At 34.1% G+C, this 12,032-nt stretch carries 8 protein-coding genes; 5 read left to right on the forward strand and 3 right to left on the reverse strand.

Features of this window, described 5'->3' with window-relative positions:
- Positions 1-23: 23 nt before the first annotated feature.
- Positions 24-1,412, forward strand: coding sequence for a signal peptidase I (gene lepB, locus ACHZAX_RS14425; RefSeq protein ID WP_101308883.1), 1,389 nt, complete (start codon positions 24-26; stop codon positions 1,410-1,412).
- A gap of 318 nt (positions 1,413-1,730) precedes the next feature.
- Positions 1,731-2,378, forward strand: coding sequence for a WbqC family protein (locus tag ACHZAX_RS14430; protein ID WP_320019630.1), 648 nt, complete (start codon positions 1,731-1,733; stop codon positions 2,376-2,378).
- Here ACHZAX_RS14430 and ACHZAX_RS14435 read toward each other — a convergent pair.
- Together ACHZAX_RS14435 and ACHZAX_RS14440 are read right to left on the reverse strand one after the other, a co-directional pair.
- A complete protein-coding gene (locus ACHZAX_RS14435) occupies positions 2,367-2,801 on the reverse strand; it encodes an NUDIX hydrolase (RefSeq protein WP_320019631.1) in 435 nt (144 codons plus the stop codon). The two genes, ACHZAX_RS14430 and ACHZAX_RS14435, sit on opposite strands and share 12 nt — an antisense overlap.
- 35 nt (positions 2,802-2,836) lie before the next feature.
- On the reverse strand, positions 2,837-3,631 hold the full coding sequence (locus tag ACHZAX_RS14440; RefSeq protein ID WP_101308880.1) for a C40 family peptidase: 795 nt from the start codon (positions 3,629-3,631) through the stop codon (positions 2,837-2,839).
- Between the two features lie 189 nt (positions 3,632-3,820).
- On the opposite strand from ACHZAX_RS14440, the gene ACHZAX_RS14445 reads away from it, so the two are divergent.
- From ACHZAX_RS14445 to ACHZAX_RS14455, 3 genes are all read left to right on the forward strand, one after another.
- Positions 3,821-5,944: an HD family phosphohydrolase gene (locus tag ACHZAX_RS14445; RefSeq protein WP_320019632.1), complete on the forward strand. Its 2,124-nt coding sequence runs from the start codon at positions 3,821-3,823 to the stop codon at positions 5,942-5,944.
- 302 nt (positions 5,945-6,246) lie between these two features.
- A complete protein-coding gene (locus ACHZAX_RS14450) occupies positions 6,247-7,899 on the forward strand; it encodes a Zn-dependent hydrolase (RefSeq protein ID WP_101308878.1) in 1,653 nt (550 codons plus the stop codon).
- 117 nt (positions 7,900-8,016) lie between these two features.
- Entirely contained in the window at positions 8,017-10,407 is a 2,391-nt protein-coding gene (locus tag ACHZAX_RS14455) for a TonB-dependent receptor plug domain-containing protein (RefSeq protein WP_320019633.1), read from the forward strand.
- 149 nt (positions 10,408-10,556) lie between these two features.
- Here the strand turns inward: ACHZAX_RS14455 and ACHZAX_RS14460 are convergent, their stop codons facing one another.
- Complete coding sequence (locus ACHZAX_RS14460) at positions 10,557-12,023, reverse strand: SusD/RagB family nutrient-binding outer membrane lipoprotein (protein ID WP_320019634.1); 1,467 nt, start codon at positions 12,021-12,023, stop codon at positions 10,557-10,559.
- Positions 12,024-12,032: the final 9 nt, after the last annotated feature.

Raw genomic sequence — 12,032 nt, forward strand, 5'->3', positions numbered from 1 at the left:
AGTAATCATTTAAAAAAAATTGAATGAGCAGTATACTAAAAAACAAATGGTTTAAATTTTCGATAGCTCTAATCATCTGCCTTTTGATGATTATTTGGATAGGTAATTACTGGCTGATTTTGGGCCTTCCCGTCCTTTTTGATGTATACATCAGTAAAAAAGTACATTGGGCTTTCTGGAAAAAAAGAGGTGTAAAAAAACAAAGCGCAACAGTAGAATGGGTTGACGCAATTATTTTTGCAGTTGTTGCTGCAACCATTATCAGAATGTTCTTTATTGAAGCATATACAATTCCTACTTCATCAATGGAGAAATCTTTACTGGTAGGAGATTATCTTTTTGTGAGCAAAGTAGCATACGGGCCGAAAATTCCAAACACTCCGCTATCCTTTCCTTTTGCGCATCACACAATGCCTTTAACCAAATCAACTAAATCGTATTTGGAATGGATTCAATGGCCTTACAAACGCCTTGCCGGTATCAGCGAAGTGAAAAGAAACGACGTTGTTGTATTCAATTTCCCTGCCGGTGATACTATTATCGTAGGCCGGGAAAACCCAGACTATTACACAAATTTAAGAGGTATAGGTGATCAATTTATGTCTGATGACATGAAAAAAGGACGGACTCTTCAGTCAGAGAAAAAATATATTGACATGGCACGAAAGTATCTGGCGCAAAACACAGAAATAGCTACTCGTCCGGTAGACAAACAAGAGAACTACATCAAACGATGTGTAGGACTTCCGGGAGATACTCTATTGTGCATCGATGGTGAATTACATGTTAATGGTAAACCTCAGGACAAAATTGAGGATATGCAGTACAATTATGTTGTTCGCACAAATGGAACTCCTATCAATCCAAGAAAACTGGAAGAACTAAACATTGCCAAAGCAGATATTGACCACAGAGGATCTGATTACAATCTTCCTCTCTCGCTTAGTAAAGTTGAAGAATTGAAAAAACTGAGCAATGTTGTTTCAATTATTAGAAGAAATTCAACTCAAGGTATTTCTGAAGATGTTTTCCCTTTTAGCGACCATTACACATGGAACAGAGACAATTTTGGACCATTAGTTATTCCTAAAAAAGGACAAACAGTTTCCCTTAATTTAGAAACACTTCCTTTGTATGAAAGAGCTATTAATGCTTATGAAGGTAACGATTTAAAAGTTCAGGATTCTACCATTTATATCAATGGAAAAATTGCAACAGAATTTACATTTAAAATGGATTACTATTGGATGATGGGTGATAACAGACACATGTCAGCCGACTCAAGATACTGGGGATATGTTCCTGAAGATCACATTGTAGGAAAGGCTTCATTTATATGGCTTTCATTGGATAAAGACAAAACTGCTTTCAGTAAAATCAGATGGAACAGAGTTTTTAAATGGATTCACTAATCGGCTGAGACTAAAATTATATGAAACGTCCATGACAAAGGTGTTTTGACACACAGGGGGATGATTATTTCAGCATGGTAAGTTCTCCCGAAACAAGTTCGGGACAGGCTATATGACAAAAACTTAAAGTTATAAACATATGAAACGTCCATGACAAGGATATTTTGACACACAGGGGGATGATTATTTCAGCATGGTAAGTTCCATATGACAAAAGTTTAAAATTATAAACATATGAAAGACACCCACTGCGGTGTCTTTTTCTTTTCCTTATTTTTCTATTTTTGTGCTTACGTTTCAACAGCTTCAAAATAATCTATGAAAAACTCGAAAGCCTTACTGACAACATCTTTTTTTGCACCCATTCAATATTACTGTAAATTAATTCAATACCCTGAAATCGTAATTGAACAATGGGAGCATTATTCAAAACAATCGTACAGAAACCGCTGCAATATCTATGGGGCAAATGGTGTTTTACCTCTATCTGTTCCGGTTGTAAAGGCAACAAATAAAAAGGTGCTTACTAAAGATGTTAAGATATCATATGATACCAATTGGCAAAAATTGCACTGGAAAGGCATTGAGGCGGCTTACAAATCTTCTCCTTTTTATGAATATTATATTGATGATTTAGAGCGCTTCTTCACTCAAAAATGGGATTTTTTACTTGAATACAATAATGAAATTCAGCAAGAAGTATTCGGTATTCTTGAGATTGACCCAATTATTAAATTCTCTGAGAACTTTATTGATTTTGGCACATCTGAATATGATGATTTCCGGGAAAAGATACACCCTAAAGTTTCAAAATTAGAAACAGACAACACGTTCGCAGCAAAAAAATACACGCAAGTGTTTGGAGACAAATATGGTTTTATTGAGAATCTGAGTATTTTAGATTTAATTTTCAATTTGGGACCAGACAGTCTAAGCTACCTTGAATCAATCAATTCAAATTTGTAGTAGTTTCAGCAGATCTGACATAATAAGATCGTGATCGAAAGCCAGAGGCGGCAATTTTTCAACAGCTTGCCATTTTGCTTGTTTGGCATCATCTTCTCCCTTAACAACCGGCAATTCATCGGACATCATTGTTCCAGTATATACAATCGATACGGTTCTTCCCCGGGGATCACGGTCAACAGCTCCATACGTCCTGAATTGTTCTAAACCGAAGCCAACACAACCTGTTTCCTCTTTTAGTTCCCGATAGGCTGCCACTTCAATATCTTCATCCATATCAACAAAACCACCAGGGAATGCCCACATATTCTGAAAAGGAGGATTGGCTCTTTGAATTAGCAATACGTAAAGCACATTATTGGATTTACAAAAAACAGCACAATCTACAGTTAGTGCCGGCCGTGGATATTGGTAAGTGTACATATAACAGAATTCCTCAAATTGTTACTGAATCGAATCTACTCGTTAATAATTCTTTTAATCACTCTTAACTTGTGAGTGTAGCGCTTTTTATCAACATTAAATATTCCCTGATGATCTACATTATCAATACGGACATTGCCCGAAGCATGTATAATTTTATGCCGATCCCAAATAATACCAACATGAGTAATTTTCCCTTCTTCGTTATCAAAAAAAGCCAAATCGCCTGGCAAAGCCTCTTCTACAAAAGTGAGAGTATTTCCAATTAAAACCTGCTGACTTGCATCTCTTGGCAATACAATCCCATTTAACTTGTAAACAATTTGGGTTAAGCCGGAACAATCAATTCCATACGGAGTTCTTCCTCCCCATAAGTAGGGTGAATTAAAATATTTTAACGCACTTTCGATTATTGAATCACGTAAGTGTTCGGCAGAAGAATTTTCAGAAACCTTGCCTTGATAGAAATAATCCTTATCGGCAATTCTAAATGACTTCTTCTCCAAATCACAAAATGGAAATGAACTTCCAGGTACAATCAATTTATTGGAGTAATCCTGTTCCTGAAAAACCAAATTAAACGTATCATTAGCTACCACCTGAAGCTCCTTATTTAAAATCTGAAAAAGTTCTTCATCAATCGCAGTAATCATTTTAGTATCCACCCAACCTTCGTAATTGTCAAATGCCAATCTGATTTTTGACCAGTTTTCATTCTCTTCAAGAATCTCAAAATGTTCCCCAAACAATAATTGAGTCACCATTTCGCTTCGTTCAGCCGGTTCTTTTCGGACTGGGATAATACTTAGATCGGAAATTCCGTAATTCATTTATTGCTCTATTTTAACATTCAAACCAAATATAAAGAATAAAATTATGCTTTTACATTTGGCATCGCAAAATTGACAATAAAATAAGTCATCTAAAAGAAACAAAGAATAGTTTTCAAGCACAAAATATTACATTATTTTTATAAACAGAATTTCAGTAATAACCGCACTCACAAACAGCAAACAAAAATGAGTAAATACTTCAGGTGGATTCGACAGAATTTAAACAACATCTACAGGTTTTTGATTACATCAATGACCATTATTCTCATCACCCTATTGTTTCCTAATATTGGCAACTTCAAATACGAATACCAAAAAGGAAAACCATGGATGCACGAAACCTTAATTGCCCCTTTTGATTTTGCTCTTTTAAAAACAGATAGTGAAATTTCGCAGGAGAAAGACAGTATTTTGAATAAATTCTATCCTTTCTTTAAAAAAGACACTGCTGTAATTACTGAAATATCAAATAAATTCAATTCTGATTTTGACAAGAAATGGAGTCAATTCACAAAATCCGGTTCGTATAAAAAATTAAATAATTCCAACCAAACTACAGAAAAAGAGTTCTTACGACTCAAAGAATACCTTATTCTTAATCTCAGTAAAATTTATGAATTTGGAATCGCCGATTTTCAAAATGAACAGAAAGAATTAGGCTTCAAACGCCCTGATTTCATAAATAAATCGGTAAATAATCTAAACGAAGTTGTTCCTATTGAAAATATATATACACCCAAAAGTGCATATCAATTTATCTCAAATCAATTAAAAGCAGATTTTCCATCTTCCGCATATCAGAGTTTTATTCAGGAGTTAAACATTGATTCTTATCTTCAGCCTAATCTGTTTTACGATGCCGCAATGTCTGAACAGGTTAAAGCCAGTATGTTGTCCATGGTATCCCTTTCAAAAGGTATTATAGAATCCGGAACCCGGATTGTTCTTGTGGGAGATGTTATAGACGATCACACTTTTCTTGTTTTGGAATCACTAAAAAAAGATTATGAAAATATACTGGGATCGTCGCAGAACCATTATTTAATTGTAATCGGACAATGTATGCTAATTATTTCATGCATTCTTCTGCTGTTTCTTTATCTGCGAAATTTTAGAAAACAGATTTTACATGACAACAAAAAATTACTATTTATACTATTATTTGTACTGCTCTATGTTGCACTAACAACTCTTGTTCTTAAATTTACTAAAGTTAATATCTACATCATTCCGTTCGCGTTAATAACAATAGTTGTGAGAACGCTGATGGATAGCAGAACTGCGCTCTTTGTTTTTATAATAACAGTTTTACTTACCGGATTTCTTGCTCCAAATGGCTTTGAATTTGTATTTCTGCAACTCTCAGCTGGTATTATGGCAATTTACAGCCTCCCAAGATTAGAGCGTCGTGGACAACTAGTATTAACAGGAATCATTACCTTCTTAACGTATAGTATTGTCTACTTTGCATTTGCCATAACTCAAGAGTCAAATATTGCTGATATAAAATGGATGAACTTTATGTTCTTTGCCATAAACGGCTTATTTATAACATTTTCCTACTCACTGATATACATTTTCGAAAAACTATTTGGTTTTCTTTCCGATGTAACTCTTATTGAACTCTCGAATCAAAATCATCCGCTCTTACGCCAACTATTGCAGCACTCACCAGGAACCTTTCAACATTGCCTGCAGGTAGCCAATTTAGCCGAAGCAGCTATCAATAAAATTGGCGGAAATCCTTTACTGGTTCGAACAGGAGCTTTATATCATGATATTGGAAAGATGAAACACCCTGCTTATTTTATTGAAAATCAACTAACCAACTCAAACCCTCATGATAAATTAGATTTTGATAAAAGTGCTCAGATTATAACAGATCATGTTAAATTTGGGGTTAAAATTGCGAAGAAACATAAACTTCCTCAGCTAATTATAGATTTTATTGAAACCCATCATGGTGCCGGAAGAGTTCAGTATTTTTACACCTCATTTAAAAATAAATATCCTGACAAGGAAATTGATGAAGAAAAATTTACCTATCCAGGTCCGGATCCTTTCACCAAAGAAACCGCAGTATTAATGATGGCAGATTCAGTGGAAGCATCGTCGCGGAGTTTAAAAGAAAAAACTCCCGAAACGATACGTGCTCTTATCGACAAAATAATTGACAAGCAAATTGCTGAAAACCGTTTCCAAAATGCTGATATAACTTTTAAAAATATCAATCAGATCAAAGAAATTTTCACAAATGCTCTTATTAACGTTTATCATGCACGAATTGAGTATCCAAAAGAGAATGAATAAAAATTTTAACCTTGTTTCCCCAATAATTTGATTTCAATCTATTTTCAATTACCTGACAATAGGTTGAAATCAAAATTGCGGTACCTACAACAAACGAACAAAACACAAACATCTAATTTTGTGGCGATTAAATACACACAAACATCTTGAATTTCTTTTTTTTTCCTATTCATTTTTTTGTAACTTATGACTAAGAGTATTCTTCAAATCGTTTTCAAACGACTTATCCATATTCACTTGTTAAGGAAGCATAAAATTAATATAAGCTAATCACAGTATTTTAAATTCAAACCCTTATTGTTATGAATCGGAAACTGATAATTTTATTTGGACTCATCATTTCGATCGTATTTGCTTTTTCCTGCCAACCCAATAAAAAAACTGAAGAGAAAGAAAAATACGACTCTGTAATGAAACGGAAATTGGCAAACTATGTAAAAGTTCAACTCTCTGCCGATTTAAGCAATCTCACTCCAAATCAAATAAAACTATTTTCTCAATTAATAAGAGTATCAAATGAAATTGATGAAATTTATTGGTTGCAGGCATATGGTGATAAAAATCAACTTTTAAATAAGATTACTGATCCAGACATGAGGGAGTATGCAATGATCAATTACGGTCCATGGGATCGTTTAGATGGATTTGCTCCCTTCACCGATGATTTTCCTCCTCGTCCCTTAGGAATTGGTTTTTTTCCTGAAGATATAACTCAGGAAGAATTCTTTTCTTTAAAAAATGACAATAAATACAGCGCATTTACAACATTAACCCGTACCGAAAATGGATTACTAAAGGTGTTGCCTTACCACATGGCTTATCAAAGTCACATAAATATTGCTTTTTCAGCCTTAAAAAATGCTGCAGAGCTCTGCGAAACTAAAGATTTTAAGGAATACCTTTTGCAACGTGCTGAAGATTTACTTTCAGATAATTTCGAGAAAAGTGATCATTTGTGGATGAATCTGAAAACCAATCCAATTGATTTTATTGCAGGACCTATTTCGAACACTGAAGATCATTTTATCTGGACAAAATATTCCTACGGTGCGTTTATTTTGTTAAGAAATATGCAATGGACCAAGGATGTTGAGAAATACTCTTTACTGCTTCCTTATTTGCAAAAAAGCCTTCCTGTTTCTGATGAATATAAAAGTGAAACACCCTCCGAATCGGCAGAAATCGTAATTTATGATGTTTTATACAATTCGGGTTATTGTAATGCTGGCAATAAACTAATTGGGTTGAACCTGCCTATTGGCAACAGTATAACTACCAGTGCTAAAAAATTACATTTCAAGAATGTAATGCAAGCCAAATTTGAACAAATTCTTCAACCAATCACGAATTTAGTTATCGAAGAAAAACAGCGCAAGCATGTTTCATTCAAGTCATTTTTTTTAAACACAATTTTTTATGAAATAAGCGATGGGCTTGGAATCTCACAAACCATAAATGGGAAAGGAAGTGTAAAAGAAGCTTTAAAAGAACATTACAATGTAATAAATGAAGTGAAAAATGATGTGCTTCGAATGTTTTTTCTTGGACAACTAACTGATATGGGGCAGATTGATGATGTTGAACTAATGGATAATTACGTTACCTATATGGCTGATGTATTTAGGTCTATTCGTTTTGGGGTGAAAGATTCGCAAGGGGTTGCCAATATGATTCGTTTTTACTATTTCGAAGAAAATGAGGCCTTTAAATACACCCCAAAGAGTGGCACTTACAAGGTTAATTTTTACAAAATGAAAAAGGCCATAGAATCATTATCAAAATTAGTTCTTGAAATAGAAGGAAATGGTGATTATGAAACAGCTGACCAGCTAATTAAAACAAAGGGGTTTATTCATAATGAACTATTACAGGACTTATATCGAATTCAAAGGGCTAAAGTTCCTAAAGATCTCGTTTACGATCAGGGTGAAAAAGTTATTATTTCGAGTAATTAATTCTCATTTTTCATAAAAAAAAGGCATCATAAAGATGCCTTTTTTTATTTCCGTTCCGCAGATAAAATATTTATCATATATTTGAATTCTAAACTAAATCCTGAAAATCCTAACCAAATGATCCGTCTACTTCTCTGTATTATTGCACTACTCTTTAATATCAGTGCTTTTGCACAAACAATTAAACTTACCGATTCGAAAACTCACAAACCAATAGAAAATGTATACATATTTGATTCGGAAAAATCAATAACAACAAACAACATGGGAGAAGCAAGCTTGGCTGGCTTCTCAAAAAACAAACTTATTCACTTTCAACATCCTTCTTATAAAAATCTTCAGTTTACTTTTTCAGAAATAGAAAATAAATTATTTATTATCTCCTTACAATCCATAATCTTCCCAATATCCGAGATCGTGGTATCTGCTAATAAATGGGAAGAGAATAGTAGTGAGATACCGATAAAGGTGATACAAATAAACAAAGACCAGATAAAACAAAGTACGTCTCAAACCAGCGCAGATTTATTAATGGAATGTAATCAGGTTTATATTCAAAAAAGCCAATTGGGAGGAGGCAGTCCAATGATCAGAGGATTTGCGGCCAACAGAGTTCTCATTGCATTGGATGGTATCCGTCTCAACAATGCCATTTACAGAAGTGGTAACCTTCAAAATGTACTCAATATTGATCCAAACAGTCTTGAATCGGCAGAAGTAATTTTGGGACCAGGCTCTATTATTTATGGAAGCGATGCCATTGGTGGCGTAATGGATTTTCATACAATAAAGCCACGTTTGTCAACTTCTGAAGTGCCTAACATCAACTTTTCATTCAAATCCAGATATTCCTCTGCTAATAGCGAAGTAATGAATCATGGCAAATACAATTTTGGAACTTCCAAATTGAGTTTAGCAGGTAGTGTCAGCTATTCTGATTTCTCGGATTTAAAAATGGGAAAACACGGTCCGGATGATTACTTGCGACCTCAATATGTTATCAGCAGAAATGGCACAGATGAAATAATCCAAAATCCAAATCCTGAAAATCAAAAACACAGTGGCTATTCCCAAATTAATGTATTGCAAAAAATACGTTTCAAAGCTTCAGAAACAATGGATTTTCAATACAGTTTTCAACATTCCGAAACATCAAATATTCCGAGATACGACCGATTAATACAATATTCAGGTGGTCAGTTAAAATATGCTGAATGGTATTACGGCCCTCAAAAACTTCAATTGCATTCTTTAAAAATTAATAATTCCAAACCAACATTTCTATACAATTCTTACAAAGTAGTAGCTGGTTATCAAAATTATCAAGAAAGCAGATATAGCAGAAAATTCGATTCTTCAACACTAACGAACAGAGACGAGAATCTTAAAATATACTCCGTAAATGCTGATGCTGAAAAGCAAATAAATTCATCCTCTCAATTGTTTTATGGGAGTGAATGGACTCACAATAAAATAAATTCTTACGGAAATAACACAAATATTTTTTCCCATGAAAAGTTAGAAACATCAAGTCGTTACCCTGATAACTCCAAGTATACCAGTTTGGCATTCTACTCCAACTTAAAATGGAAATTAAACTCAAAATGGATCCTAAATACAGGAATACGATATTCTCATGTTTGGATAACATCTACTCTGGACAATCGCTTTTACAACTTTCCTTTCGATAACTTAAATCTTTCCTCTGGTGCGGTAAATGGTGGTATCGGCATAAGTCATTTATCCAATAAAGGATGGTTGCTCAAACTAAATGCTACATCAGGATTCAGAGCTCCAAATATTGATGATGTCGCAAAAGTGTTTGATTCGGAACCAGGGAAAGTTGTTGTTCCGAACAAGAATTTAAAACCTGAAACAGTATATAATTTTGAAGTAAACCTGAGCAAAAATTTTTTCAACACCCTGTTTCTTGACTTAAATGGATTCTACTCCTTCTTAGATCAGGCTATGCTTAGAAAAGATTTTTCGTACAACGGACAAACTACTCTAATTTATGATGGCGAGGAAAGCTCAATTCAAGCCATCGTAAATGCAGATAATGCAAAGATATGGGGAGGTAACTTTAGTGCAATTTTGAAGTTAACTGATCATTTTTCAGCCAATACAGATTTTACGATTACAAAAGGGAAATACAAAGATGGCAGTCCGGTACGACATGTTCCTCCAATATTTGGAAATACGTCGTTAACCTATAAAGCGAAACACTTAACATCAAAACTAAGCCTTGAATTTAATGATGAAATCAGCTATAAGAATCTTGCTGATACGGAAAGAGACAAAGCCTATTTGTATGCAAAAGACAAAAATGGAATGCCCTACTCCCCTTCCTGGATGACTGTAAGCTTTAACAATCAAATTAGAATAAACAAAAAGCTTATTGCTAATATAAGTGTGGAAAACATCTTAGACAAGAGATACCGACCTTATTCATCTGGAATTAGTGCTGGTGGCAGGAATTTTATTTTGGGAGTTTCTTATGAGTTGTAATCAATAAATTAATTTGGGAAAAATCTTTTTATCCTTACATTATGACATAACTCTTAATAAATTAAGTTGACTGAAAGACAATACACTCAAGCGATAACATAAAAAAAGAGTCGAACAAAAGTTCAACTCTTTTAAAATTCTAACGTAAATTACTCTATATCCCACCAAAGTCGAGTGGATACTTCATCCCCTCCAATTGCAGCAGCTGCTGCATTATAATTATCTTCATTCATTTCATTCTCATCAAAAGGATAAGGATAACGAACAGGAATATCAGCATAAGTCTTACCTGTTGGAATAGCTAAGATAGGAAAATCAAGACGTCTCCATTCTGACCATCCTTCAATTCCCCTATTATACATAGCAATCCACTTTTGAGTACCAATTTTTTGCTGCCAAGTACCAGTTGCTGTAGTATAAGCAACTTCAGGTTGAGCAAGATAATCCGTAGCTGCAACTACCGCAGCTGAAGCATCTGCACCAGTAAGATTAGCATAATACAGAATATTAGCAGTTATCGCATTATTATAGTGAGATTCTGCGGTTCCACCAACTGCGTAACCTCTCTCAACAGCTTCAGCTAAAAAGAACTCCATTTCTGAATAATCCGCTAAAATAACTTCTAACTTAGGATCAAAAAATGTTTCTGAAAAATGAGAGTGTGCACCATAACTACTACTAGCTGTAATTCCATATGGTTTCCCCACATAAGCTCCATCCTTTTCCGTAAATAAATATGGCAATCGCGGATCATTAACTGCATTCATTATATCGATCAATGTTTCAGATGGAATATAATCTTTTCGCGCGTCCACAACAAATCCCTCATAAATAGTATTCTGGTAAGGAACCGATCCAATATAACCAAAGAATGCCCCTTCTAAATCAGCAGAATACACACCACCTGCAACCGCCTCTTCTACAACAGTTTTCGAGTTAAAGCTTGGTACATCTGCCATACGCATACCCATTCTTAATTTTAACGAATTTGCAAGTTTCATCCAACTATCAACATCACCATCAAATAACAAATCCGCAGCTCCAAATGTACCGTTATTAGAATCTAAATCAGAGATTGCTTTATTTAAACGTACTAATAAATCAGCGTAAACAGTTGAGGCATCATCATACTTAGGTGTAGTATTCTCTCGACCTAAAAACGCTTCAGAATATGGAATATTCCCAAATGTTTCAGTAAGGATTGTAAAAGTATAAACCTCTAAAATTTCCATTATTGCAATTTGGTTTTTAGCCTTTAAAGCATTAGCTCCGGTAAAACCTTTTTCATCAATAATCTTTTTAGCTGCTTCAAGATCCATTAAAACATCTCGATAAAATTCCGCCCAAAACGTATCTGGTATGCCACGATCCAAGAAGTTATATCTACTTTCATTTGGATAGGTTCTTTGCATCCAATATTGAGCTAAAAGTCTAGAGATATTTCTATTAACACTCATATTATTATACTGATCTACAAATGCAATCTCTGCAGTTGTTAATAAGGCATCCACAGAAACCTCACTAGGATTCTTTGGATCAATATTATCCTCTAAATCACAAGAAACTATCCCTATAATAGAAACAATTCCCAATAATAAATATATAATCTTTTTCATTTTATTTTT

Origin of the sequence: Labilibaculum manganireducens, from assembly GCF_963665805.2 — a bacterium.
Lineage (GTDB): Bacteria > Bacteroidota > Bacteroidia > Bacteroidales > Marinifilaceae > Labilibaculum > Labilibaculum manganireducens.